Below are 23,658 nucleotides of genomic sequence, written 5' to 3'. Positions count from 1 at the left end.
GCGAGCTGAAGACGGCCTCGCCCCCATCGTGCTCGTCTCCTCCTGCCCTCCCTATTCTCAGATCCACGCCCATAAAAAAACCGGCCACAAGGGCCGGTTTTTGGTTTCTTGCTGGCGCTTAGCCCAGACGGACTCTCGCGTTTCTGAACATGCGCATCCAGGCGCCATCCTCACCCCAGTTGTCCGGGTGCCAGGAGTTGGCCACGGTGCGGAACACCCGCTCCGGGTGCGGCATCATGATGGTGGCGCGGCCGTCCGCACTGGTCACCGCGGTGATACCGTCAGGGGAGCCGTTGGGGTTGGCCGGGTATTGCACGGTGACGTTGCCGCGGTTGTCCACGAAACGCAGCCCCACCAGACCGCTCTGTTGCAGCGCAGCCAGGTGAGCGGCATCGCGCACTTCCACGCGCCCTTCCCCGTGGGAGACGGCAATCGGCATCACGGAGCCCGCCATCCCGGCGAAGAAGGCGGACGGGGAGTCCTGCACTTCCACCAGGCTGAAGCGCGCCTCGAAGCGCTCGGAGCGGTTGCGCACGAAGCGCGGCCAGAGATCCGCCCCCGGGATGAGGTCACGCAGGTTGGACATCATCTGGCAGCCGTTGCACACCCCCAGGGAGAGGGTATCGCCGCGCTCGAAGAAGCGCTGGAACTGCTCACGGGCGTTGTCGTTGAACAGGATGGACTTGGCCCAGCCTTCCCCCGCCCCCAGCACGTCGCCGTAGGAGAAGCCGCCACAGGCCACCAGGGTCTGGAAATCTTCCAGCTTGATACGCCCCTCGAGGATGTCGCTCATGTGCACGTCGACAGCGGTGAAGCCGGCGCGGTCAAAGGCGGCCGCCATCTCCACGTGGGAGTTGACCCCCTGCTCGCGCAGCACCGCCAGACGGGGAGAAACCCCGCGAGCGATATAGGGCGCGGCCACGTCGTCGGACGGGTTATAGGTGAGCCTGGCCTGCAGACCCGGATCAGTGGCGTCCTGGCGGGCGGCATGCTCCTGATCGGCGCACTCCGGGTTGTCCCGCAGGCGCTGCATCTGCCAGCTGGTCTCGCCCCAGATGGTGCGAAGGGCGGTGCGGCTAGCGCGATAAACCTCGCTGCCGGCGCGCTGGAACAGGATGAGGTCGTCTTCGCGCACCGTGCCCAGCACGTGGGAGCAGGCTGCCAGACCGTGACCGGCCAGCAGGGTCAGCACCGCTTCCTTGTCTTCGCGACGAACCTGGATGACGGCACCCAGCTCCTCGTTGAACAGGGCCGGCAGCAGGTCGCCACCCACGCGATCGAGCTGGATGTCGAGGCCGCAGTGACCGGCAAACGCCATCTCGGTCAGGGTGACGAAGAGGCCGCCGTCGGAGCGGTCGTGGTAGGCAATCAGCTTGCGATCCGCCACCAGCGCCTGGATGGCGTTGAAGAAGCCCTTGAGCTGGACCGGGTTGTCCAGATCCGGGGCGCTTTGCCCAAGCTGGCGATAGACCTGGGCCAGGGCGGAGGCGCCGAGGCGCTGCTTGCCGTTGCCAAGGTCGATCAGGATAAGGTCAGTCTCACCGAGATCGGTACGCAGTTGCGGCGTCACGGTATTGCGCACGTCCTCGACCCGGGCAAACGCCGAGATGAGCAGGGAGAGCGGCGAGGTGACGCTGCGCTCCTCGCCGTCCTGCTGCCAGCGGGTCTTCATGGACATGGAGTCCTTGCCCACCGGGATGGTGATGCCAAGGGCCGGGCAGAGCTCTTCGCCCACCGCTTTCACGGCTTCGTAGAGACCCGCATCTTCCCCCGGGTGCCCGGCTGCGGACATCCAGTTGGCGGAGAGCTTGACCCGCTTGAGGGAGCCGATATTGGCCGGTGCCAGGTTGGTCAGGGCCTCGGCCACCGCCATGCGGGCGGAGGCGGCATGAGAGAGCAGCGCCACCGGGGTGCGCTCGCCCATGGACATGGCTTCACCGTGGTAGCTGTCGTAGGTCGCGGCGGTGACGGCGCAGTCAGCCACCGGGATCTGCCAGGGGCCGACCATCTGGTCGCGGTTGACGAGGCCCGTTACGGTGCGATCGCCGATGGTGATGAGGAAGGACTTCTCCGCCACGGTCGGCAGGCGCAGCACGCGCTCGGCGGCGTCGCTGAGGGTGATGCCGTCCAGTTGCAGCGCCTTGCCCTGGGCGGGCAGGCTCTGCACGTCGCGGTGCATCTTGGGCGCCTTGCCAAGCAGCACGTCCAGCGGCAGATCGATGGGCTGGTTGTCAAAGTGATCATCAGAGAGAGTGAGATGCTTCTCTTCGGTGGCGGTGCCGATGACGGCATAGGGGGCGCGTTCGCGCTCGCACAAGGCCTTGAACAGAGGCAGCTTGTCCTGGGCCACGGCCAGCACATAGCGCTCCTGGGATTCGTTGCACCAGACTTCCAGCGGGCTCATGCCCGGCTCGTCGTTCGGAATGGCACGCAAGTCGAAGCGACCACCGCGCTCCCCGTCGCTCACCAGCTCCGGCATGGCGTTGGAGAGCCCACCGGCGCCCACGTCGTGGATGAAGACAATGGGGTTGTCGTCCCCCAGTTGCCAGCAGCGGTCAATCACTTCCTGGCAACGACGCTCCATCTCGGGGTTGTCACGCTGCACGGAGGCGAAGTCGAGATCTTCGGCAGACTGACCGGAAGCCATGGAGGAGGCTGCGCCGCCACCCAGGCCGATGTTCATGGCCGGACCACCCAGCACGATGAGGGCCGCCCCCACCGGGATCTCCCCTTTCTGAACGTGCTCGCTGCGGATGTTGCCGATACCACCCGCCAGCATGATGGGCTTGTGGTAGCCGCGCACCTCGACGCCGTTGTGGCTCGGCACCTGCTCTTCGAAGGTACGGAAGTAACCCAGGATGGCAGGGCGACCGAATTCGTTGTTGAAGGCGGCGCCGCCAAGGGGCCCTTCCTGCATGATGTCAAAGGCGCTGACGATGCGGCTCGGCTTGCCGAAGTCCTGCTCCCAGGGCTGCTCGAAACCGGGGATGCGCAGGTTGGAGACGGAGAAGCCCACCAGGCCCGCCTTGGGTTTGGCGCCACGGCCTGTCGCACCCTCGTCGCGGATTTCGCCGCCGGAGCCGGTGGCGGCACCCGGGAAGGGAGAGATGGCGGTCGGGTGGTTGTGGGTCTCCACCTTCATCAGGATGTCGACGCGCTCCTGGTGATACTGGTACTCACCGTTGGCGGGGCTCGGGAAGAAGCGGCCACCCTGGCTGCCTTCCATCACCGCGGCGTTGTCTTTGTAGGCAGACAGGACATGATCCGGCGTCTGCTCGAAGGTGTTCTTGATCATCTTGAACAGCGACTTGGGCTGCTGCTGCCCGTCGATGGTCCAGTCGGCGTTGAAGATCTTGTGACGGCAGTGCTCGGAGTTCGCCTGGGCAAACATGTAGAGCTCGATGTCGTTGGGATTGCGACCCAACCGGGTGAAGTTGGTCACCAGGTAATCTATTTCGTCATCGGCCAGGGCCAGACCCAGGGTCACGTTGGCCTCTTCCAGGGCGGCGCGACCACCACCCAGCACATCTACCTGGGTAAAGGGGCGCGGCTCGTGGTGAGCAAACAGGGCGGCGGCCTCGTTCATCTCGGCAAAGACCACTTCCATCATGCGATCGTGCAGCAGGGCCGCGATCTCGCTGCGCTGGGCCACGCTCAGCTCACCCTTGGCCTGCACGTAATAGGCAATGCCGCGCTCCAGCCGCTTGACCTGTTTCAGGCCGCAGTTGTGGGCGATGTCGGTTGCTTTGGAAGACCAGGGGGAGATAGTGCCGGGGCGGGGGGTAACGAGGAACAGCTGACCGCTGGGGGTGTGTTCCGGGATGGTCGGGCCGTAGCGCAGAAGCTGGCCCAAGGTCGCTCGCTCGGGGGGCGACAGCGGGCTCGTCAGCTCGGCAAAATGCACGTATTCCGCATAGACGCTTGCTATCTCTACTCCTCTCTGTGCGCAGCTCTGCAGCAGCTTGTGGACACGAAACTCAGACAGTGCTGGGGCACCACGCAAGATTTCCATATACCTTTCTCACCAAGTTTTAGAGTGTGGGGGGATTTGAGACGCGCGTATTATAGGGATCAGGCCCATCCTGAACAAACGTTTTTCTCATCTCGCGCGGTGTGACTCCCTTCATACTCTCTGGTATAAAGGTGCCTCTTTTTTGACAAATGCCGATTTTTTCAACAAGGGTACTCACCTACTTGCGCTGCATTTTTCGACTGTTCATCGGGATGATGTTGACGCTGGCCCTGGCCGGTTGCGACTTCTACCACCCCTCCAGCCAACTGGAGCAGATCCGCCAGCGAGGCGAGATCCGGGTTGGCACCCTCTATGGCCCCACTTCCTATTACCAGCGTGACGACACCGCACTGGGGTTCGACTACGAGCTGGCGCAGCTTTACGCCGACTGGCTGGGGGTCAAGCTGACCATAGTACCGGCCTACAGCACCGCCGAGCTGGTCGAGCAACTGCAAAAGGGCAAGCTGGATCTCGCCGCCGCCGCCATCGTCGTGACCCCGGAGCGGCGCAAGCTGTTCCGCTTCGGCCCTGGCTTCTACCAGGTCTCCCCCAAGCTGGTCTATCGCAACGGCTCCTCCAGGCCCAAGAACCTCGGTGACATCAAGGGCAACATAGTGGTGCCGGCGGGCTCTACCGGCGAGGACCTGATGAAGGAGCTGGCCAAGCAGTACCCCAACCTGAAGTGGAGCACCAATCGGGATGCGGACGTGGAGGAGCTGCTCAAGCAGGTCGCCGACGGCAAGGTGGACTACACGGTGGTGCAGGACACCATACTGGCCCGTACCCAGCGCTACTACCCCGAACTCACCGAAGGCTTGACCCTCGCCAGCAAGCAGACCGTGGCCTGGGCCATGACCAAGCTGCCCGACGACAGCCTCTACGCCAGCATCATCGACTTCTTCGGTCAGCGCTTCATGGATGGCGCCATCGCCAAGCTCGACGAGAAGTACTTCGGCCACGTGCAGAACTTCGACTTCGTCGACACCCGTACCTTCCTGCAACGGGCCAAGAGCCTGCTGCCCAAGTACCAGGCGCTGTTCCAGACCCACGCCAAGGATATCGACTGGCGGCTGCTGGCCGCCATCAGCTATCAGGAATCCCACTGGGATCCCCAGGCACGCTCCTACACCGGGGTGCGCGGCATGATGATGCTCACCGGTCCGACCGCCAAGGCGATGGGGGTAAACGATCGCACCCACCCGGAAGAGAGCATCAAGGGGGGCGCCCGCTACCTGCAGGAGATGATGGCGAAGGTGCCCGACTCGGTCCCGGCGGACGAGAAAGTGTGGTTTGCCCTCACCGCCTACAACATCGGCTACGGCCACATGATGGATGCCCGCCGCCTGACCAAAGAGCTGGGCAAGAACCCGGACGCCTGGAGCGACGTGAAAGAGGTGTTGCCGCTGCTGCAGCAGTCACGCTGGCATCGCAAGGTACGCTATGGCTATGCCCGTGGCGGCGAGGCGCGCAACTATGTCAACAACGTGCGCCAGTACTACCAGAGCCTGCTCTGGCTCGACAACGAACAGCAGAAGGCCCATCGTCGGGAGGAGCTGGACGAGGACGACAGCAGCGAGCCGGACGTGCCGGCACAGCGTCCGGCCATCATCGCCGAAGTGGTCAAACAGATCATCACCCCCTAGCCTCGCCGGGGGTGTGTTTTCCTGCCCTGTTCTCTGTTACCATCCTTGGGTATACGAAGGGCGCTGGAGCGAACTTATTGCAATGTATTCATTGCGTTGCAGTTCCTGCCAAGGGCCCTTTCGGCCCCACGCAAGACCAGGGAGGAGAACAGGATGCGAGCACGCAGAAGAGCCATGTTGGCCCGAAAAACCAAATGTGCCTGGAGCCCGAGACGCAAGCTCAAGCTGGCCGACATGAAACGCAAGATCTGGCACAGAAACCGCTCCTTCACGCTGCTGATAGCGGAGCACACAGTATAAACCCGGCATCAGCCGGGTTTTTTTATGCCTTGTCAGGCTGCACCTCAAACAGAACGGTGCGTTTGGAGACCAGGGTGTTGCAGTGGTTGCAAAAATAATCCACCGCGCCGCAAGCCCGAAGCCGCTCCAGCTCCTGCCCGCAGGCAGGACACAGGGCCCGGATGCGATAACGGGCCTGACACTGGCCACACGTCGTCTCGCGGCTGCGGCTGTCCAGTTCGCCCTGACAGGCAGGGCAGGTCAGCGTGTTCATTCTCTTCTCCTCTTTACGTCACTGTGCACCGGCATTACCCGCAGCCCCTCCCCCGGTTTGTCTGCCCTGAGGAGGGCCACCAAGAAAAACGGCTGCCGGTAAGGGCAGCCGCAGGGCTTTATTTCTTCGCTTTGGCCTTGAGCAGGCGCTTGCGCTGGCGCTCCTGGCTCAGGGTCAGGGTGTTCTTCTTGCCCTCGAACGGGTTGACCGACTCCTGGAACTCCACCCGGATCGGCGTCCCCATGATCTTCAACGACTTGCGGAAGTAGTTGATGAGGTAGCGCTTGTAGGAGTCCGGCAGGTCGTTGAGCTGGTTGCCGTGGATCACGATGCGCGGCGGGTTGTAACCACCGGCGTGGGCATACTTCAGCTTGACCCGGCGACCGTTCACCATGGGCGGCTGGTGATCTTCCTGGGCCATCTGCATGATGCGGGTCAGCATGGCGGTGCTGGTGCGGCGGGTCGCGGACTCGTAAGCCTCGTTGATGGATTCGAACAGGTGACCGACGCCACTGCCGTGCAGGGCGGAGATGAAGTGCACCCGGGCGAAGTCGATGAAGCCCAGACGTCTGTCCAGCTCGTTCTTGACGTCCTCTTTCACCTTCTGATCCAGACCGTCCCACTTGTTGACCACCAGTACCACGGAGCGGCCGCTGTTGAGCACGAAGCCGAGGATGCTCAAGTCCTGATCGGTGATGGTCTCCCGGGCGTCAATGACCAGCAGGCAGACGTTGGCATCTTCAATCGCCTTGAGCGTCTTGATGACGGAGAACTTCTCCACCGTCTCGTGCACCTTGCCACGGCGACGCACGCCGGCGGTGTCGATGACCACGTATTTCTGATCGTCGCGCTCCATGGGGATGTAGACGGAGTCGCGGGTGGTACCCGGCATGTCGTAGACGATGACCCGATCTTCACCCAGCATGCGGTTGGTCAGGGTGGATTTGCCAACGTTGGGACGACCGACGATGGCGAACTTGATGGGCAGGTCGGCGAACGGCGTCTCCTTGGTGTCTTCCCGGGTGTCGAGCTCACCGGCAGCCACCATGCGCAGCAGGGCCTCTTCGTCGAACTCCTCCAGCTCCTCTTCCTCTTGTGCCTCGGTGGCAGAGCCGACCAGAGTCTCGAGGTGGGGGGCCAAGGCCAGCTCCAGCAGGCTCAGTACGCCACGGCCGTGGGCGGCCGCCATCTGGTAGACCTCGCCCAGGGCCAGACCGTAGAACTCGGACACCGCGGAGTCACCGTCGATGCCGTCGGTCTTGTTGGCCACCAGAAACACCTTCTTGTGGGTCTTGCGCAGGTGCTCGGCGATGGCCTGATCCGCCGCGGTGAGACCGGCGCGCGCATCCACCATGAAGAGCACCACATCGGCCTCTTCGATGGCCAGCAGGGACTGCTCGGCCATCTTCAGCTCGATCCCCTCCTCGGTGCCATCGATACCGCCGGTATCGACCACGATAAATTCCAGCTCGCCCAGCTTCGCCTGGCCATATTTGCGGTCCCGGGTCAGGCCGGGGAAGTCGGCAACCAGGGCATCCCGGGTACGGGTCAGGCGGTTAAACAGGGTGGATTTCCCCACGTTGGGGCGGCCCACCAGGGCAACTACAGGAGTCATAAAAGCCTCATTCTCAAGACGACAAAGGCTCCGGGTCCGAAGACCAGGAGCCGGATATTCACATTATCGGACGATCAAGGACGCTTGAGGGCGTACAACTTGCCGTCACGGCTCTGCACATACAGGGTGTCACCCTCCACCAGCGGAGCGGCATAGAGACCACTGCTGTCGAGCTGCTGCATGGCCTTGATGGTCCCGTCGGTACGGTCCAGCCAATACAGGTAACCTTCCACATCGCCGACCACCACATAGTCACCCAGGATGACGGGGGCGGTCACAGTGCGGTTTTCCAGCTGGGTGTTGGACCACAGCTCGAGACCGTTGCGACGATCGACCGCAAACAGATGGCTGCGGCTGTCGGTCAGCACGATGGCATTGCCGGTCACCGCCATATCGCGATAACCGGAATACTTGCGCTTCCACACTTCGTCGCCGCTCATCAGCTTGCGCGCCATCAACTGGCCGTTGTAGGCGATGGCGTAGAGCTCATCACCGGCAATCAGCGGGCTGGCATCGACGTCCACCATCCGATCCAGTTCGGTGGCGCCGCGCGGGTCAGCCACCTTGGATTGACGCACCGGCTGGCCGTTGCTCAGCAGAGCGATGCCCACCTTGCCATCGGCGCGACCATAGATGACGGCACCGTTGGTGATGATGGGGGCGCCGGCACTGCGCAGGGTCAGGGGCGGCTGCTCTTCGGACAGGGTCCACTGCAGCTTGCCCTCGTCGGTATCGAGCGCCACCAGACGACCGGAGGTGGTCAGCACCACCACGCGGCCATCCTCGACGGCGGGGCTCGCCACCACTTCACCCGGCACCGTGGTCTGCCACAGCACTTCGCCGTTGGCCTCGTTCAGGGCGTAGACCACCCCGTTTTCGGACCCGAGGAACAGCTTGCCGTAGCGGGAGACCAGACCACCGGAGAGACGGGCACTGCGCTTGTCGGCGTTGATGGGCAGATCCGCCAGATCCACGCTCCACAGCTCCTTGCCGCTCTCGCGCTCGAAGGCGGTCACATCGCCATCGCGGGCCGCTGCATAGATGCGGTCCTCTTCCACCACCGGCTTGAGCTGGGAGTAGAAGTCGCCGATGCCATCCCCGACCGAGGAGGACCAGGCGGTATCGGCAGTGAACGCGGACTCGACCTTGGGCAGGGGCGCCATGGGGTTGAGATCTTCTTCCGAACTGAACAGGGAGCAGCCCTGCAAGGCGAAGGAGACAGCCACCCCCAGCGCCATTCGCTTGTACAGATTACGCATCCGGAGCCTCGCCCGCAGTGACGGCTGGCAGCGCCAGATCATCCATTTTCAGCTTGAGTTCGGCGCTGCTCTGCAGGCCGCCGGCATCCGCCGCCGCCTGATAGGCATCGCGCGCTTCTTCGGCCTTGCCCTGCTTTTGCAGGATGTCGCCGCGCACTTCCGCCACCTGGGCCTTGAAGGCGTCGTTGTTGATCTTGCCAAGCTGGGCCAGGGCCTCGTCTGCCTTGCCCTGATCGCTCAGGACCCGGGCCAGACGCAGGGCGGCGATAGGCTTGATGCTGTCGTCGCCACTGGCGGCCACCTGGGTCAGCTGCTCGGCAGCCAGATCCAGCTTGCCCGCCTTGACGGCGGCCGCAGCCAGTTGCAGAGCGGCCAGCTCGGCATAGGCGTCACCCTTGTGGGCGGTAATGAAGCTCTTTGCCAGCTCCAGGGCGGCGTCGTCCCCCTTGGCGAGCTGGGCGGTCATCTCGTTGTAAGCCTGGGAGGCGGCTTCCTGGTTGTTCTGCTGCATCTCGTTGTAGTAGCGCCAGCCAAAGAGGCCGACCAGACCGATCACGGTCCCGGCGATCACCGAGGTACCGTTCTCTTTCCACCAGCTCTTGATGACCTCAACCTGTTGTTCTTCAGTGGTATACACTTCCACAGCTTACTCTCCTTTCGCTGCCAGCAGGGCGATGGCGGCATCGACCGAGACGGTCTGTTGCTCGGCCTGGCCACGCAGATATTTGATGGTGATCTCCCCGCTTTGCACCTCGGTCTCCCCAAGGATCAGGGCAATGGCCGCGCCGCTCTTGTCGGCACGCTTGAGTTGTTTCTTGAAGTTGCCGCCGCCGCAGTGGCTCATGAGGCGCAAGTCCGGCAGGGCATCGCGCAGGCGCTCTGCCAGGGCAAAACCAGCCTGCTCGGTCCCCTCACCCACCATGCAGAGATAGACATCCACCGCCGGGCGGATGTCAGCATTGAGTTCGAGGGTTTCAAGCATCAGCACCAGACGCTCCATGCCCATGGCAAACCCGACCGCTGGCGTCGGCTGGCCACCGAGCTGCTCCACCAGGCCGTCGTAGCGACCACCGGCACAGACGGTGCCCTGGGCCCCCAGGCTGTTGGTCACCCACTCGAACACGGTCAGGTTGTAGTAGTCGAGGCCGCGCACCAGACGCTCGTTCACCTCGAACTGGATGCCGGCCGCCGTGAGCAGGCGCTTGAGCCCTTCAAAGTGAGCCAGGCTCTCTTCGCCCAGGTGGTCGAACAGACGGGGGGCACCTGCCAGGATGGCCTGCACTTTCTCGTCCTTGGAGTCGAGCACCCGCAGGGGGTTGCTGTACATGCGGCGCTGGCTCTCTTCGTCCAGCTCGCTCTTGTACTGTTCCAGATAGGCCACCAGCGCATCGCGATAGGCGGCACGTTCGCTGCTCTGGCCGAGGGTGTTGAGCTGCAGGGTGACGTGATCGCTGATGCCGAACAGACGCCACAGGCGGTGGGTCAGCATGATGAGCTCGGCATCGATGTCCGGCCCGTTGATGCCGAACAGCTCGACCCCGAACTGGTGGAACTGGCGATAGCGACCTTTCTGGGGACGCTCGTGGCGGAACATGGGGCCCATGTACCACATCCGGCGTTCCTGGTTGTAAAGCAGACCGTGCTCGATGCCGGCACGCACGCAACTGGCGGTCCCTTCCGGACGCAGGCTCAGGCTGTCGCCGTTGCGGTCTTCAAAGGTGTACATCTCTTTTTCGACCACGTCGGTCACTTCACCGATGGCGCGCTTGAACAGATGGGTCTGCTCGACGATGGGCATGCGCACTTCGCTGTAGCCATAGCTGGCAACGACCTGGCGCAGGATCTGTTCTACTTTCTGCCATACCGGGCTCTGCTCCGGCAGGCAATCATTCATACCGCGAATAGCTTGGATCTGTTTTGCCACGTTGATACTCGAGAAAAAGAGGTAAAATTTGGCCGCATTATAGGGATTTTCGACCCCGAGGTAAAATCGGGTGCCCGGATGCGGGATGTAAAATCAACAACCTAAAGCCGGGGCCACCCCAGGTGGCCCCGTCATGGTTCAACCTTTGTCCACCTGGATCTGGTTGGCCGGATCCAGCATGGCAGCCCGGGCACGGATGCGACGCTCCAGGGTCGGGATCAAATCCTTGTTGTCGAGCCGGTCGACCCGCTGACCCCCCTCGTAGAAGGCACTCTTGTTGGCGGCGCCCGCAAGGCCGAGATCGGAGACCAGCGCCTCCCCCGGACCGTTCACCACACAGCCGATGATGGAGACATCCATCGGGGTGATGATGTCTTCGAGCCGCTCTTCCAGGGCATTGACCGTGCCGATGACGTCGAACTCCTGACGGGAGCAGGAGGGACAGGCGATGAAGTTGATGCCGCGGGAACGGATGCGCAGGGATTTGAGGATGTCGAAGCCCACCTTCACCTCTTCCACCGGATCGGCGGCCAGGGAGATGCGCAGGGTGTCGCCAATCCCTTCGCTCAGCAACATGCCAAGGCCGATGGCGGACTTGACCGCGCCGGCGCGAAAACCGCCCGCTTCCGTGATGCCCAGATGCAGGGGTTGATCGATCTGCTTGGCCAGCAGGCGATAGGCACCGACCGCCAGGAAGACATCGGACGCCTTGACGCTCACCTTGAAGTTCTGGAAGTCGAGGCGATCCAGGTAATCCACGTGGCGCATGGCGGACTCCAGCAGCGCCTCCGGGGTCGGCTCGCCGTATTTCTCCTGGAGATCACGCTCAAGGGAACCGCCGTTGACGCCGATGCGGATGGGGATGTTGTAGTGACGGGCGCAATCCACCACCGCACGCACCCGCTCCTCGTTGCCGATGTTGCCCGGGTTGATGCGCAGGCAGTCGGCCCCGTACTCGGCCACTTTGAGGGCGATGCGGTAGTCGAAGTGGATGTCGGCCACGATGGGGATGCGGGTCTGCTGCTTGATGAGCTTGAACGCTTCCGCCGCCTCCATGGTGGGGACGGAGACCCGGACGATGTCGGCGCCGACCCGCTCGATCCGCTGGATCTGCTCGACGGTAGCGGCCACGTCAGTGGTCTTGGTGTTGGTCATGGTCTGTACCGTGATGGGGGCATCGCCCCCAACCGGCACGTTGCCGACCATGATCTGTCTGGATTTGCGACGAACGATGGGTGATTCGTGTGCGGGCTTTTCGTGAACAGACATGGCGGACTGATTACTCCTGCGGCAGTGAGAAGCGGGCAGTCCGGCCGTTGTTGTAACGGCTCATGTCGAAGGACTTGCCCTGATATTCGAGATTGACCGCCATGGGCGCGCCAATGATGAATCTGAGTGGCTCGGGTCCTTCCAGTACCAGTTCGTCGTTCGCCTTCTTCAGACCGCTGAACAGGGTCTTGCCGTTGGCATCCTTGACGTCCAGCCAGCAATCGGCGGTGAAGCTCATCTTGAGCTGGGGCGCCTTGGCGGGCTCGGTGGTCGTGCTCTCGGCAGTCGAGACCGCACCGGAAACGTTCGTCGGGACGGCTGCGCTGGCATCCGTAGCGACCACAGGCAGGGTCGCGGTGGCACCGCTCACCACAACCTGGGTGGACACGGCATCGGACGCTGCGGGCAGCACGGGCTCGGCGACCTCCACGGCGGGGGCAACATTCGCTTCCGGCGTATTGACGGTCGCGCTCATCTCGGTCGCCGCCAGGGCGTCGTCACCGGCGGAGCGGCGCGCCGTGCTCTGCCACCACCAGGCGACGGAGAGCCCGATCAGCACCAGGATCACAAGCCAGGTCACCACCTTGAGCCGGCTGTCATTGGCCTGCTGGCGGGAGCGACGGGAGAAGCTCTGCATGTCGATGTTGTCGGGGGGAGTCAGTCCCAGCTTCTCGTAGGCGGCGAGGATGGTCTCCTCGGGAATGCCCACGAGCTTGGCATAGGCCCGCAGATAGCCACGAATGAAGGTATGGGACGTGTGCTTGTCATAGGTATCCGCTTCGATGGCGGCGATCAGGGTCAGACGAAGGTGAATGCGGGACGCAACCTGTTCCCGGGTCCAGCCGAGCTGTTCACGGGCGTTGCGCAGCAGCTGGCCTGGGCCCGCTGCCTGGGAGTCGTCTTGGAAATCGTGTGGCTGTTCAGTAGTCATTGGCTAAGTAACGCTTGGCTTGTTGCGAAGTGGGATATTGCCTTACCAGCTCAGTCCCGAATTGGTGAAGTAATGCCGGTTTGTCCATGGCCTGGGCCAGCCGCAGCCGGAGCCAGAGGCTCTCCTCGTTCTCCTCTGCCACGTCGGCAAAGCGCGCGAGGTAAGACTGGACATCAGGAAGCTTGCCATCTTTCATGGAAAGCTCGGCCATGTCCAGCAATAACCTAGGATTGCGGGGATTATACCCCAAGGCCAGACGATAATACTCGCCGGCCTTGTCATTTCTGTGATTTTGCATCGAGCAGAGCGCCGCATTCTCGTAGGTATCGGCGATCTTCACGTAATCGGGCTGGCTGACGGCCTGCAAGAACGCCTTTTCCGCTTCGTCGAAGCGGCCACGGTTGCAGAGGAAGGCGCCATAGTTGTTCATCGCGTCAGCATTGGACGGATCCATGGCCAGCGCTTTCTTGTAGCTCGCCTCGGCGGCCTTGAAATCCGACACCTGCTGATAGAAATAGGCAAAACCGATGTAGACCTGAGGATTGTTGGGATCGTACTGAAGGGCGCGGTCGAGGTTGAATTTGGCCTGCTCGGCATTGCCCTGGCGCAGATACTGGATACCCAGATCGAGACGAGTCTGGGCGGCAGCCTTGAGGTCGGGACCCACTTCACGCTGGGTCGAATTCTGGCCAGCGTAAGTGGTCTCTGTGACACAGCCTGGCAGCGCACAGAGCGCTGCCACTACGATCAATGTACGGATATCCATTTCCTGTCTATACAATGGCTTAGGAGTTAAACCATTTTGACGGAAATCCCATCCTGTTGCATCCGATTTTTCATGGTGCGCTTGGTGCGGTCGATCACCTCCCCCACCAGCTGCCCACAGGCGGCGTCGATGTCGTCACCACGGGTCTTGCGCACGATGACGGTCAGGCCGTATTCCATCAACACCTTGGAGAAACGGTCGATACGGCTGTTGCTCGGCTTGCCAAACGGGTTGCCCGGGAAGGGGTTGAACGGGATCAGGTTGATCTTGCAAGGGGTTTCCTTGAGGACCTTGGCCAGCTCATGGGCATGCTGCATGTCGTCGTTGATGTGATCGAGCAGCACATACTCCACGGTCACCCGGCCGCCGTTGGCGTTGGACTTGGCCAGATAGCGGCGTACCCCGGCAAGGAAGGACTCGATGTTGTACTTGTCGTTGATCGGCATGATCTCGGAGCGAAGCGCATCGTTCGGCGCATGCAGGGAGATGGCCAGGGCAACGTCGATCTGGTCCCCCAGCATATCCAGCGCCGGCACCACACCGGAGGTGGAGAGAGTGACGCGGCGCTTGGAGATGCTGAAGCCGAAGTCATCCATCATCAGCTTCATGGCGGGTACCACGTTGGCGAGGTTGAGCAGCGGCTCACCCATGCCCATCATCACCACGTTGGTGATGGGGCGCTTGCCGCCCACCACTTTGGCGGCACGCCACACCTGGCCGATGATCTCGGAGACTTTCAGGTTGCGGTTGAAGCCTTGCTGGGCGGTGGAGCAGAAGGTGCACGCCAGGGCGCAGCCCACCTGAGAGGAGACGCACAGGGTAGCGCGGTCCGCTTCCGGAATGTAGACGGTCTCCACCTCCTGATCGCCCACCTGCAGCGCCCATTTGATGGTGCCATCGGCGGAGCGCTGTTCACGGCTGATCTCGGGGGCACGGATCTCGGCAATGGCCTTGAGCCGCTCGCGCAGCGCCTTGTTGACGTTGCTCATCTGATCGAAATCATCACAACCGAAGTGATAGATCCACTTCATTATCTGGTCTGCCCGGAACGGCTTCTCGCCCAACTCGACGAAGAAGGCACGCATGGCATCCCGGTCGAGATCCAGCAGGTTGGTTTTTGTTTCGCTCATCAGGGGCCTCAGCTCACACACTTCATAAATTATCGGCTGACCTACGTCAGGGGGCGGCATTGTACAAATAATGGGTCTGGCTTTCCACCTGGAGAATAAGTGGATATTGGCAGGATGACCAAAAAACAAAAGGGAGCCGAAGCTCCCTTGGTCACCAGCAGACAACATTAGCCGCGCGGGCAGATCTCGTCGTCGGAGAAGAAGTAGGCGATTTCACGGGCGGCAGAGGCCGGGGCATCGGAGCCGTGGACGGCGTTGCGATCGATGCTCTCGGCGTAGCAGGCGCGCAGGGTGCCGGCCAGAGCCTCTTTCGGGTTGGTGGCGCCCATGATTTCACGGTGACGGCGGATGGCGTCTTCACCTTCCAGCACCTGTACCATGACGGGGCCAGAGGTCATGAAACCGACCAGAGCATCATAAAACGGCTTGCCCTGGTGCTCGGCGTAGAAACCGGCGGCCTGTTCGCTGGTCAGGTGCAGCATCTTGGCGGCAACCACTTTCAGGCCGGCGCTTTCGAAGCGGCTGTAAATGGCACCAATCAGGTTCTTGCTGACCGCATCCGGCTTGACGATGGAGAAGGTACGTTCGATAGCCATTGAGTTCTTTCCTTAACTACAGAGTTTTATTGTAGGAATCCATGTTCGGCGGCGATTATACGTAAACAAAAAACGAAATAACACACAAAAAATCAACTTTTTGTTAAACAAAAGAATCCTTGAAACAACATGGTGACTCATCTTGTGCCAGGGCAGAGAGAAAAAATGTGCGCTTGCGCACGATCGGCATGCTAATGCCTCAAAACCGTATCAATTGCTCAGCAAAGCAGCACTGGAAAGGGCACCCTGAGGTGCCCTTGTGATGCCGCTCACTGACTCAGCGCGTCTCCGCCAGCAGGGTATGGGCGATGGTGCGCATCCCCAGGGTATTGGCCCCGGGCGCCCACAGACTATCGCCGTTTTCGCTGAAGCAGGCGGCGAGATCGACATGCAGCCACCCTCTTCCCTCATCAGGGACAAAGCGGGAGAGGAAGCCCGCCGCGTTGGAGGCGCCCCCCGGTCCGCCGCCCGGCACGGGGCGGCTGTTGGCGGTGTCGGCATAGTGGGACGGGCACTGCTGGCGATGCCAGGGCTCCAGCGGCAGCGGCCATGCTGGCTCCTGTTCCGCATCCGAATAGGCCATGGCGCGGCTCACCAGCCCCTTGTCGAGGCCAAACAGGGCGTTGTAACGCCCTCCCAGCGCCATCACGGCCGCCCCGGTGAGGGTGGCGGCGTCGATGATGAGCGGCGCACCAGACTCGCCGGCCAGTTGCAAGCCGTCGGCCAGGATCAGACGCCCTTCGGCGTCGGTATTGACCACCTCCACCGTGGTGCCGTTCTTGTAGGTGAGGATGTCACCCAGCTTGTAGGCATGGCCGGATACCAGGTTCTCGGCGCAGCAGAGGATGAGCTTCACCCGCTTGTCGAGGCCACGCAGAATGGCCAGCGCCAGCGCGCCGGTGACGATGGCGGCACCGCCCATGTCGTGTTTCATGGTCAGCATGCCCTGGGAGGTCTTCATGGAGTAGCCGCCGGAATCGAAGGTGATCCCCTTGCCCACCAGGGCGGCAGCTACCGGCGCCTTGGGATCCTTGCCCGGATTGAAATCCAGCTCCAGCATCACGGGCTCGCGGTCACTGCCACGACCCACTTGATAGAGACCGACCCAGCCCGCCTGTTGCAGCGCCTCTCCCTTGAGGATGCGATGGCTGATCCGGTCCGGTGCCAGCTCGGTGAGGAAGGCAGCGGCTTCGACCGCCAACTCCAGCGGCCCCAGCTGCTCCGGGGTGGCGTTGGTCATCTCCCGCACCCAACGCCCGCACAGCCAGCGCGCCTCCAGCTCCTCCCTGTCCTCCTCGGACGAAGTGGCCCACTGCAACCCCACTTCCGCCTTGGGCGTCTGCAGCCCCTGGGCAAAGGCCCACTGCTGCTCCCGCTCCCAGTGGCCAGCCAGGACCACCTGCTGGATCCCCTGGCTGCACAGGCGCCGCGCCGCCTGCTGGATATCCAGCAAGGGAGTGGCGCTCACCAGATGGATCACCATGCCGTCGGCACGGTGGGAGAGCAGTGCCCCCTCCCCCCACTCGGCCGGTGCAAACTCTCGGCTCAACCAGACGTTCATGCGCACACCTCCTGCAACCAGCGGGCAATCGTGCGAAGACCATGGCCCTTGGCACCGGTCGCCCAGAGCTCATTGCCCGACTTCTGATAGGAAGCGGCCAGATCCAGGTGCACCCAGCCCTTGCCTTCGTCACGGACAAAGCACGACAGGAAAGCCGCTGCGGTGGTGGCACCGGCAGTGCCTTCGGCGGACGCCACGTTGCCCAGCTCGGCAAAGGCCGAGGTGAGCTGGCCTGCGTGCCAGGGTTCGAGCGGCAGCGGCCAGGCCTTCTCGTTTTCGGCGTTGGCGGCAGCCAGCGCGCGCACCTGCTCCGCCTCATCGAGGGCAAACACGGCATTGTAGTCGCGGCCCAGCGCGGTCTTGGCGGCGCCGGTCAGGGTGGCAGCGTCGAGGATGTAGGCAGCCCCGCTTTCGCTCGCAGCCAGCAGGCCGTCTGCCAACACCAGGCGACCTTCCGCATCGGTGTTCTGGATCTCGACCGAGATGCCGTTGCGATAGGTGAGTATGTCGCCGAGCTTGAAGGCATGGCCGGAGACCAGGTTCTCGGCGCAGCAGAGGATGAGCTTGACCCGCTTGTTCAGGCCACGGCTGATGGCCAGCGCCAGGGCGCCGGTCACCATGGCGGCGCCGCCCATGTCGGATTTCATCGGCAGCATGTTGTCGGAGGACTTCATGGAGTAGCCGCCGGAATCAAAAGTGATCCCCTTGCCCACCAGCGCCGCGACCACAGGGGCGTTGGCATCCCCGGTCGGGTTGTAGTCGAGCTCCAGCAGCACCGGCTCGCGCTCGCTGCCACGGCCCACCGACCAGATCCCGATATGACCCGATTCACGCAAGGCTTCGCCAGCGGTGATGCGGGCGGTCACCTTGTCACCGCCGAGGCTGCGAATGAGCAGCAGAGCGGACTCCGCCAGGCTCATGGGGTAGATGGCTTCCGGGCAGCCGTTGGTCACCTCGCGCACCCAGTGGGTCGCCTTGAGCAAGGCGGCGAGTTCGGCCGCTTCCTGCTCGCTCTGTTCACCAAAATCGAGCTCGCGAACCCCCTTGGCGGCATAGAAGCCCTGGGCAAAGGCGTAACGACGCTCCCCATTCCACCCCTCGCCCACCAGCTTGATGCGCTTGATGCCGCTCGACTCGAGGCGTCTGGCCCCGCGCTGGATGGCGCGCAGCGCCTCCTTCTCCTGGCCAGCGGCCAGATGGAGATGGGCCTCGTCCCCGTTGAAACTGAGCAGGGCACCCTCACCCCACTGGGCGGCGGCAGCCTGGGACGACAACCTTACGTTCATCATGTCAGCCATGTTCTCTTGCTTCCTTTTTATTGGCACTTTCATCAACGAATAGGGAAATCACGGGCACAAAAAAGGCCGCTCCCTCAAGGGTCACGGCCTTCACCATATCATTACTGCACCATGAGATGCTGCACGCGCAATTCACTCATGTGTAATTAAGGGGTCATCAGTGGCGCTCGGACGCCAGATTCAGGGTGTACTTGGGCAGTTCCACCACCAGATCCTCGTCCGCCAGTCTGGCCTGGCAGCTGAGACGGGATTCCGGCTCCAGCCCCCACGCCTTGTCCAGCATGTCGTCTTCCAGCTCGTCGCTCGGCTCGAGGGAGTCGAACCCTTCCCGCACCACGCAGTGGCAGGTAGTACAAGCACAGGACTTCTCGCAAGCGTGCTCGATCTCGATGCCGTTGCGCAGCGCGATATCCAGAATGGTTTCACCGGTCGCACCTTCGAGGGCCGCGCCGTCCGGACAGAGCTCGGGATGGGGCAGAATAATCAGTTTTGGCATATCACACCTTGTTGACGTTTTGTCCGGTCAGCACCTTGCGGATGGAGGCATCCATCCGGCGGGCTGCAAATTCGCCACTGGCAGCGTCCGCCGCCTCGATGGCCTCTTTGATCTGGTTGGTGGTGCCCGTGCTGCGCATGGTCAGCAGATGGGCAATGGCGGCATCCAGCTCGGCCCGCTCGGCGGGGCTCAGCAACGCCTCGCCATCGGCGGCCAGGGCGGCGTTGAGGCTCTCGACCACCCGGTCAGCCTCCACCTGCTGCTCCGCCAGCATGCGGGCGTCCATGTCCTGCTGGGCATTGGCGATGGAGGCGCTCAGCATGTTGAGGATGTCATCCTCACCCAGCCCGTAGGAGGGCTTGACCTGGATCTCGGCCTGCACGCCGGAGGATTTCTCCATGGCGCTGACCGACAGCAGACCGTCCGCATCCACCTGGAAGGTGACGCGAATGTGGGCGGCGCCGGCCGCCATGGGCGGAATGCCGGTCAGGGTGAAGCGGGCCAGGGAGCGGCAATCCGCCACCAGCTCGCGCTCCCCCTGCACCACGTGGATGGCCATCGCGGTCTGGCCATCCTTGAAGGTGGTGAACTCCTGGGCGCGGGCCACCGGAATGGTGGTATTACGCGGGATCACCTTCTCGGCGAGGCCGCCCATGGTCTCTAACCCTAAGGAAAGCGGGATGACGTCCAGCAGCAGCATCTCGGCATCGGGCTTGTTGCCCACCAGGATGTCGGCCTGGATGGCGGCACCGATGGCCACCACCTTGTCAGGGTCGATGCTGGTCAAGGGGGTGCGGCCGAAGAACTCGCCCACCCGCTCGCGCACCAGCGGCACCCGGGTCGAGCCGCCGACCATCACCACTTCCAGCACCTCTTCCTGCTCGAGACCCGCATCGCGCAGGGCGCGCCGACAGGCCTGCAGGGTGCGTTTGACCAGGGGCTGGATCAGCTCGTCAAACTGGCTGCGGGTGACGGTACCCTGCCAGCCGGCAAAGGTGCAGGTAACGGCATCGGCATCGGTGAGGCCGTGCTTGATGCTGGCCGCCGCATCCAGTAACTCGCGCTGGGTACGGGCATCGAGCTGACCGGACAACCCGGCTTGCTCTTTGAGCCAGTCCGCCAGCAGATGGTCAAAATCGTCACCACCGAGTGCCGAGTCGCCACCGGTGGCCATCACCTCAAACACCCCGCGATGCAGACGCAGGATGGAGATATCGAAGGTTCCGCCACCCAGGTCATAGACGGCGATCACCCCTTCCTGACCGGAGTCGAGGCCATAGGCGATGGCCGCCGCGGTGGGCTCGTTCAGCAGGCGCAGCACATGCAGACCGGCCAGTCTGGCCGCGTCCTTGGTACCCTGACGCTGGGCATCGTCAAAATAGGCGGGCACCGTGATGACCACGCCGTCGAGGTCTCCCCCGAGGGACGCGGCACCGCGGTCGGCCAGTTTTTTCAGGATCTCGGCCGAGACCTGCACCGGATTGACCAGCCCCTGGCGGGTCCGCAACTGAGGCATACCCGTCTCGGTAGCTACGAACTCGTAAGGCTGCTGGCGGGTATCGATGTCGGCCAGCGCCTTGCCCATCATCCGCTTGACCGAGACGATGGTGTTGTGGGGATCGAGGGCCGCCTCACGCTTGGCATCGAAGCCAACCCGGATGGTATCGGCCTGGTAATGGACCACGGAAGGCAGCAGATCACGCCCCTGCTCGTCACAGAGGGTGTCGGCCTGGCCGCTGCGCACGGCGGCGACCAGGGAGTTGGTGGTGCCAAGATCGATGCCGACGGCACGTTTATGCTGGTGAGGCGCGGCGCTCTGGCCTGGCTCGGCAATTTGCAGTAATGCCATGGGTAATCACAATTCCTGCGTTAGAGGGTCAAGACTCGAACAGCGAGTCTTCGAATCGTTCCAGCTCCTCGAGAAGCTTGTCGACAAATTTGAGCTTGCGAACGCAATCCGCCGCCTGCAGATCCTCACCCCTGGTGAGAGAGTCGGTCAGCCGTTGCATCAACGCCTGGTGATCATGCCTGATCTCCTGGCGAAAATCCTTGATGGCCCCCTCAGGGTCGGCGTCGCCCTTGAGATCAGCCAGCCGCTCTCGCCACTCCAGCTGTTGCATCAGAAAGGCAGGATCTTGCAATGTCTGCTGCTCGCCGCGAATATCGGTGCCCCGCAAGAAGAGCAGGTACTCGGCTCGGCGCAAGGGGGCCTTGAGGGTGGTAAACGCATCGTTGATCTGGGCAGCACGCTGCACGGCAGCAAGCTGCTCCCGCTCGGGGGCAGTCGCAAAACGATCGGGATGGAACTGGGTCTGCAGCTGACGATAGGTGTCAGCCAGTTGGCGAGTATCGAGCTCGAAGCCCTCAGCTAGCCCGAACAGCTCGAAATGATTCATCCTTCGTCCTCAGACAATAGCGCTGGGAGTGCAACCACACTCGTCTTGAACTTGAGAGCAGTGGCATGGACTGGCGTCCACACCACTGTGTTGATGAGCAAGGTGTTGATCACAAGAGACTCGCCGCAACAGGGCTCACCCTTGGGGCTGCGAGGCGTTGTAAACATGGGCGATCGGTCAATCGAACCACTTACACGCTGAAGCTTTCGCCACAACCACATTCGCCCTTGGCATTCGGGTTGTTGAACTGGAAGCCCTCGTTGAGGCCTTCCTTAACGAAGTCCAGCTCGGTGCCATCCAGGTGGATCAGGCTCTTGGCATCCACAATGATCTTGACGCCTTTCTGCTCGAATACCTGATCCTCGGCAGCCAGCTCATCCACGAACTCGAGCACATAGGCAAGGCCAGAACAGCCGGTCGTCTTGACGCCGAGGCGCAGGCCGATGCCCTTGCCCCGGTTGATCATGAAGGAGGAAACCCGCGCCGCTGCGGCATCTGTCATGGTTATGGCCATACTGCTCTCCGGACCTTAAAGACCTTTCTTCTGCTTGTAATCGGCGATGGCGGCCTTGATGGCATCCTCCGCCAGAATGGAGCAGTGGATCTTCACCGGCGGCAGCGCCAGCTCTTCGGCGATGTCGGTGTTCTTGATACCGGCCGCTTCGTCCAGGGTCTTGCCCTTGACCCACTCGGTCACCAGGGAGCTGGAGGCGATGGCGGAACCACAGCCGTAGGTCTTGAACTTGGCATCTTCGATGATGCCATCGTCGCTGATTTTCAGTTGCAGCTTCATGACGTCACCACAGGCCGGTGCACCGACCATACCGGTGGCGACGCTGGGATCGTTCTTGTCAAAACCACCGACGTTGCGGGGATTCTCGTAGTGGTCGATTACTTTTTCACTGTAAGCCATATCTAACTCCTGCTAATTCCGTTGTTCACCAGATCCTTGCCATGCTGGCAAGGATCAGTGATGTGCCCATTCGACCGTGTTCAGATCGACGCCATCCTTGAACATCTCCCACAGGGGGGACATCTCGCGCAGACGACCGATGGAGTCGCAGATGAGCTTGATTGCGTAGTCGATCTCTTCTTCGGTGGTGAAGCGACCGATGCTGAAACGGATGGAGCTGTGTGCCAGCTCGTCGTTCAGACCCAGGGCGCGCAGCACGTAGGAAGGTTCCAGGCTGGCCGAAGTACAGGCAGAACCGGAAGAGACCGCCAGATCCTTCAGTGCCATGATGAGGGATTCCCCTTCCACATAGGCGAAGCTCACGTTCAGGTTGCCCGGTACACGCTGGTCCAGATCCCCGTTGATATAGACTTCTTCGATGTTCTTGATGCCATCCCACAGACGCTGGCGCAGGGCCATGATGTGCTGGCTCTCGCTCGCCATCTCTTCCTTGGCGATGCGGAAGGCTTCACCCATGCCGACGATCTGGTGGGTTGCCAGGGTGCCGGAGCGCATGCCGCGCTCGTGACCACCGCCGTGCATCTGGGCTTCCAGGCGCACACGGGGCTTGCGGCGTACATACAGGGCGCCAATGCCTTTCGGGCCGTATACCTTGTGGGCGGACATGGAGAGCAGATCAACCTTGAGTGCTTCCACGTCGACCGGGATCTTGCCCACGCTCTGGACGGCGTCCACGTGCAGCAGGATCTTGCGGGAACGGCACAGCTCGCCGATGGCAGCGATGTCTTGCACCACCCCGATCTCGTTGTTGGCGTGCATGATGCTGACCAGGATGGTGTCATCACGCAGGGCGCCTTCGATCTGCTCAAGAGTGAACAGGCCGTTGGGCATGGGCTCGAGGTAGGTCACCTCATAGCCTTCACGCTCCAGTTGGCGGCAGGTATCCAGCACGGCTTTGTGCTCGGTCTTGGAGGTGACGATGTGCTTGCCCTTGCCGGCGTAGAAATGGGCGATGCCCTTGATGGCCAGGTTGTTTGACTCGGTCGCACCGGAGGTAAAGACGATCTCGCGCGGATCCGCGCCGATCAGCTCTGCCACTTGATTACGGGCCAGATCCACCGCCTCTTCGGCCTGCCAGCCGAAACGGTGGGAACGGGAGGCTGGGTTGCCGAACAGGCCGTCCATGGTGAGGCACTGCATCATTTTTTCTGCGACACGCGGGTCCACCGGACAGGTTGCCGAATAATCAAGGTAAATAGGCAGTTTCATCTTTTTCTCCGTTACGACGGGGTCACA

The 23,658-nt window shown here is 62.4% G+C and carries 20 protein-coding genes; 1 reads left to right on the top strand and 19 read right to left on the bottom strand.

Translation table 11 applies throughout. From position 1 onward, the window contains the following. Positions 1 to 118: 118 nt before the first annotated feature. Positions 119 to 4,012 carry a phosphoribosylformylglycinamidine synthase gene (gene purL, locus AB5Y51_RS15625; RefSeq protein WP_368178710.1) on the bottom strand — a complete coding sequence of 1,298 codons (3,894 nt, stop codon included), beginning with the start codon at positions 4,010 to 4,012 and terminating at the stop codon, positions 119 to 121. Positions 4,013 to 4,161: 149 nt separating this feature from the next. On the opposite strand from purL, the gene mltF reads away from it, so the two are divergent. After that, on the top strand, positions 4,162 to 5,655 hold the full coding sequence (mltF, locus tag AB5Y51_RS15620) for a membrane-bound lytic murein transglycosylase MltF (protein WP_109112009.1): 1,494 nt from the start codon (positions 4,162 to 4,164) through the stop codon (positions 5,653 to 5,655). Positions 5,656 to 5,977: 322 nt separating this feature from the next. Here mltF and AB5Y51_RS15615 read toward each other — a convergent pair whose 3' ends face one another. From AB5Y51_RS15615 to AB5Y51_RS15530, 18 genes are all read right to left on the bottom strand, one after another. Beyond that, positions 5,978 to 6,208: a zinc ribbon domain-containing protein gene (locus tag AB5Y51_RS15615; RefSeq protein WP_368178709.1), complete on the bottom strand. Its 231-nt coding sequence runs from the start codon at positions 6,206 to 6,208 to the stop codon at positions 5,978 to 5,980. Between the two features lie 118 nt (positions 6,209 to 6,326). Next, positions 6,327 to 7,823, bottom strand: a complete 1,497-nt coding sequence (der, locus tag AB5Y51_RS15610) for a ribosome biogenesis GTPase Der (protein ID WP_010675045.1) — start codon at positions 7,821 to 7,823, stop codon at positions 6,327 to 6,329. A gap of 74 nt (positions 7,824 to 7,897) precedes the next feature. Beyond that, positions 7,898 to 9,082, bottom strand: coding sequence for an outer membrane protein assembly factor BamB (gene bamB, locus AB5Y51_RS15605; RefSeq protein ID WP_029314685.1), 1,185 nt, complete (start codon positions 9,080 to 9,082; stop codon positions 7,898 to 7,900). Beyond that, positions 9,075 to 9,725, bottom strand: a complete 651-nt coding sequence (locus AB5Y51_RS15600; RefSeq protein WP_202041366.1) for a tetratricopeptide repeat protein — start codon at positions 9,723 to 9,725, stop codon at positions 9,075 to 9,077. The genes bamB and AB5Y51_RS15600 overlap by 8 nt, the downstream gene beginning before the upstream one ends. 3 nt (positions 9,726 to 9,728) lie before the next feature. Continuing rightward, complete coding sequence (gene hisS / locus AB5Y51_RS15595; RefSeq protein ID WP_039038721.1) at positions 9,729 to 11,006, bottom strand: histidine--tRNA ligase; 1,278 nt, start codon at positions 11,004 to 11,006, stop codon at positions 9,729 to 9,731. Positions 11,007 to 11,144: 138 nt separating this feature from the next. Then, positions 11,145 to 12,275, bottom strand: a complete 1,131-nt coding sequence (ispG, locus tag AB5Y51_RS15590; protein WP_010675049.1) for a flavodoxin-dependent (E)-4-hydroxy-3-methylbut-2-enyl-diphosphate synthase — start codon at positions 12,273 to 12,275, stop codon at positions 11,145 to 11,147. 10 nt (positions 12,276 to 12,285) lie between these two features. Further along, on the bottom strand, positions 12,286 to 13,206 hold the full coding sequence (locus tag AB5Y51_RS15585; protein WP_039038722.1) for a RodZ domain-containing protein: 921 nt from the start codon (positions 13,204 to 13,206) through the stop codon (positions 12,286 to 12,288). Beyond that, positions 13,196 to 13,987, bottom strand: coding sequence for a PilW family type IVa pilus biogenesis/stability lipoprotein TapF (gene tapF, locus AB5Y51_RS15580; protein ID WP_080768047.1), 792 nt, complete (start codon positions 13,985 to 13,987; stop codon positions 13,196 to 13,198). The genes AB5Y51_RS15585 and tapF overlap by 11 nt, the downstream gene beginning before the upstream one ends. 11 nt (positions 13,988 to 13,998) lie before the next feature. Then, positions 13,999 to 15,102: a bifunctional tRNA (adenosine(37)-C2)-methyltransferase TrmG/ribosomal RNA large subunit methyltransferase RlmN gene (locus AB5Y51_RS15575; RefSeq protein WP_039038724.1), complete on the bottom strand. Its 1,104-nt coding sequence runs from the start codon at positions 15,100 to 15,102 to the stop codon at positions 13,999 to 14,001. 167 nt (positions 15,103 to 15,269) lie between these two features. Next, positions 15,270 to 15,698, bottom strand: coding sequence for a nucleoside-diphosphate kinase (ndk, locus tag AB5Y51_RS15570; RefSeq protein WP_039038725.1), 429 nt, complete (start codon positions 15,696 to 15,698; stop codon positions 15,270 to 15,272). Between the two features lie 277 nt (positions 15,699 to 15,975). Next, positions 15,976 to 17,259 (bottom strand): aminopeptidase PepB, encoded by a 1,284-nt coding sequence (gene pepB / locus AB5Y51_RS15565; RefSeq protein WP_041213015.1) that lies wholly within the window; start codon positions 17,257 to 17,259, stop codon positions 15,976 to 15,978. Then, positions 17,256 to 18,557, bottom strand: a complete 1,302-nt coding sequence (gene pepB, locus AB5Y51_RS15560) for an aminopeptidase PepB (RefSeq protein WP_368178708.1) — start codon at positions 18,555 to 18,557, stop codon at positions 17,256 to 17,258. Before pepB (AB5Y51_RS15560) ends, pepB (AB5Y51_RS15565) begins: the two co-directional genes overlap by 4 nt. A 157-nt stretch (positions 18,558 to 18,714) precedes the next feature. Further along, positions 18,715 to 19,053 (bottom strand): ISC system 2Fe-2S type ferredoxin, encoded by a 339-nt coding sequence (fdx, locus tag AB5Y51_RS15555; RefSeq protein ID WP_005299781.1) that lies wholly within the window; start codon positions 19,051 to 19,053, stop codon positions 18,715 to 18,717. Position 19,054: 1 nt separating this feature from the next. After that, positions 19,055 to 20,902 carry a Fe-S protein assembly chaperone HscA gene (gene hscA / locus AB5Y51_RS15550; protein ID WP_368178707.1) on the bottom strand — a complete coding sequence of 616 codons (1,848 nt, stop codon included), beginning with the start codon at positions 20,900 to 20,902 and terminating at the stop codon, positions 19,055 to 19,057. A 28-nt stretch (positions 20,903 to 20,930) separates the two neighbouring features. Then, the gene (gene hscB / locus AB5Y51_RS15545) at positions 20,931 to 21,449 is read right to left on the bottom strand and encodes a co-chaperone HscB (protein ID WP_219603706.1); all 519 of its coding nucleotides are present in this window, start codon (positions 21,447 to 21,449) and stop codon (positions 20,931 to 20,933) included. A gap of 190 nt (positions 21,450 to 21,639) precedes the next feature. Further along, complete coding sequence (gene iscA / locus AB5Y51_RS15540) at positions 21,640 to 21,963, bottom strand: iron-sulfur cluster assembly protein IscA (RefSeq protein WP_010675058.1); 324 nt, start codon at positions 21,961 to 21,963, stop codon at positions 21,640 to 21,642. Between the two features lie 15 nt (positions 21,964 to 21,978). After that, on the bottom strand, positions 21,979 to 22,362 hold the full coding sequence (iscU, locus tag AB5Y51_RS15535; protein ID WP_010675059.1) for a Fe-S cluster assembly scaffold IscU: 384 nt from the start codon (positions 22,360 to 22,362) through the stop codon (positions 21,979 to 21,981). A gap of 54 nt (positions 22,363 to 22,416) precedes the next feature. Further along, positions 22,417 to 23,631 carry an IscS subfamily cysteine desulfurase gene (locus AB5Y51_RS15530; RefSeq protein WP_010675060.1) on the bottom strand — a complete coding sequence of 405 codons (1,215 nt, stop codon included), beginning with the start codon at positions 23,629 to 23,631 and terminating at the stop codon, positions 22,417 to 22,419. Positions 23,632 to 23,658 lie beyond the last annotated feature (27 nt).

Source organism: Aeromonas sp. R7-1 (genome assembly GCF_040908115.1).
Lineage (GTDB): Bacteria > Pseudomonadota > Gammaproteobacteria > Enterobacterales > Aeromonadaceae > Aeromonas > Aeromonas caviae.
The sequence above is the reverse complement of the archived record's forward strand: the minus strand, read 5'-3'. Positions and strand labels throughout refer to the sequence as shown.

Coding starts and splice junctions, on each gene's coding strand:
- ndk (WP_039038725.1), bottom strand. CDS start 15,698: ATGGCTATCGAACGTACCTTCTCCATCGTCAAGCCGGATGCGGTCAGC.
- pepB (WP_041213015.1), bottom strand. CDS start 17,259: ATGAACGTCTGGTTGAGCCGAGAGTTTGCACCGGCCGAGTGGGGGGAG.
- AB5Y51_RS15530 (WP_010675060.1), bottom strand. CDS start 23,631: ATGAAACTGCCTATTTACCTTGATTATTCGGCAACCTGTCCGGTGGAC.
- mltF (WP_109112009.1), top strand. CDS start 4,162: ATGCCGATTTTTTCAACAAGGGTACTCACCTACTTGCGCTGCATTTTT.
- fdx (WP_005299781.1), bottom strand. CDS start 19,053: ATGCCAAAACTGATTATTCTGCCCCATCCCGAGCTCTGTCCGGACGGC.
- ispG (WP_010675049.1), bottom strand. CDS start 12,275: ATGTCTGTTCACGAAAAGCCCGCACACGAATCACCCATCGTTCGTCGC.
- iscA (WP_010675058.1), bottom strand. CDS start 21,963: ATGGCCATAACCATGACAGATGCCGCAGCGGCGCGGGTTTCCTCCTTC.
- hscA (WP_368178707.1), bottom strand. CDS start 20,902: ATGGCATTACTGCAAATTGCCGAGCCAGGCCAGAGCGCCGCGCCTCAC.
- AB5Y51_RS15615 (WP_368178709.1), bottom strand. CDS start 6,208: ATGAACACGCTGACCTGCCCTGCCTGTCAGGGCGAACTGGACAGCCGC.
- AB5Y51_RS15575 (WP_039038724.1), bottom strand. CDS start 15,102: ATGAGCGAAACAAAAACCAACCTGCTGGATCTCGACCGGGATGCCATG.
- AB5Y51_RS15585 (WP_039038722.1), bottom strand. CDS start 13,206: ATGACTACTGAACAGCCACACGATTTCCAAGACGACTCCCAGGCAGCG.
- pepB (WP_368178708.1), bottom strand. CDS start 18,557: ATGGCTGACATGATGAACGTAAGGTTGTCGTCCCAGGCTGCCGCCGCC.
- iscU (WP_010675059.1), bottom strand. CDS start 22,362: ATGGCTTACAGTGAAAAAGTAATCGACCACTACGAGAATCCCCGCAAC.
- hscB (WP_219603706.1), bottom strand. CDS start 21,449: ATGAATCATTTCGAGCTGTTCGGGCTAGCTGAGGGCTTCGAGCTCGAT.
- der (WP_010675045.1), bottom strand. CDS start 7,823: ATGACTCCTGTAGTTGCCCTGGTGGGCCGCCCCAACGTGGGGAAATCC.
- purL (WP_368178710.1), bottom strand. CDS start 4,012: ATGGAAATCTTGCGTGGTGCCCCAGCACTGTCTGAGTTTCGTGTCCAC.
- bamB (WP_029314685.1), bottom strand. CDS start 9,082: ATGCGTAATCTGTACAAGCGAATGGCGCTGGGGGTGGCTGTCTCCTTC.